The organism is Pseudomonas sp. RIT-562 (genome assembly GCF_026241895.1).
In the GTDB taxonomy this organism is placed as follows: domain Bacteria; phylum Pseudomonadota; class Gammaproteobacteria; order Pseudomonadales; family Pseudomonadaceae; genus Aquipseudomonas; species Aquipseudomonas mandelii_F.
The window spans coordinates 1-1,072 of the sequence record NZ_JAPJIV010000051.1 but is presented as its reverse complement, the minus strand read 5'-3'; the positions used below and the strand labels follow the sequence as shown (position 1 = coordinate 1,072).

At 57.1% G+C, this 1,072-nt stretch carries 1 protein-coding gene; it reads left to right on the top strand.

What is annotated here, in order from left to right:
- Nucleotides 1-1,072: immunoglobulin-like domain-containing protein (locus ORL50_RS28690; RefSeq protein ID WP_266020074.1), on the top strand; the 1,072-nt coding region annotated here is incomplete at both ends.

Below are 1,072 nucleotides of genomic sequence, written 5' to 3'. Positions count from 1 at the left end.
TTACCGATTCGATCGATGCCACTGCTGTCACGCTGACTGCAGGCTCGACTGTTGTTGAAGGCGGTTCGATTACCTACACCGCTACTTTGACCAACCCAGCTGGTACTCCGGTAACCGTGACCTTGAGCAATGGCTCGGTCATCACTATTGGTGCGGGCCAGACCACAGGCACCGTTGTGGTCGATACCCCGGCTAATGACGTTTATGTAAACGGCAGCACGGTTAGCACCACGATCACTGGCGCTACTGGCGGCAACTTCGAGAGCCTGGTGCCTAGCACTACTCCAGCTGTTACCACCATCACCGACTCGATCGATGCCACCGCCGTCACCCTGACTGCAGGTTCGACTGTTGTTGAAGGCGGCGCGATTACTTACACCGCTACTTTGACCAACCCAGCTGGTACTCCGGTAACCGTGACCTTGAGCAATGGCTCGGTCATTACAATCGGCGCCGGCCAGACCACCGGCAGCGTTGTGGTCGATACTCCGGCTAATGACGTTTATGTAAACGGCAGCACGGTTAGCACCACGATCACTGGCGCTACTGGCGGCAACTTTGAAAACCTGGTGCCTTCGACTACACCAGCAGTCACCACCATCACCGACTCGATCGATGCCACCGCCGTCACGCTGACTGCAGGCTCGACTGTTGTTGAAGGCGGCGCGATTACTTACACCGCTACTTTGACCAACCCAGCTGGTACTCCGGTAACCGTGACCTTGAGCAATGGCTCGGTCATCACCATCGGCGCGGGCCAGACCACTGGCAGCGTTGTGGTCGAAACTCCGGCTAATGACGTTTATGTAAACGGCAGCACGGTTAGCACCACGATCACTGGCGCTACTGGCGGTAACTTTGAAAACCTGGTGCCTTCGACTACACCAGCAGTCACCACCATTACCGATTCGATCGATGCCACTGCCGTCACCCTGACTGCAGGTTCGACTGTTGTTGAAGGCGGCGCGATTACTTACACCGCGACCCTGACTAACCCTGCTGGTACTCCGGTAACCGTGACCTTGAGCAATGGCTCGGTCATCACCATCGGCGCGGGCCAGACTACTGGCAC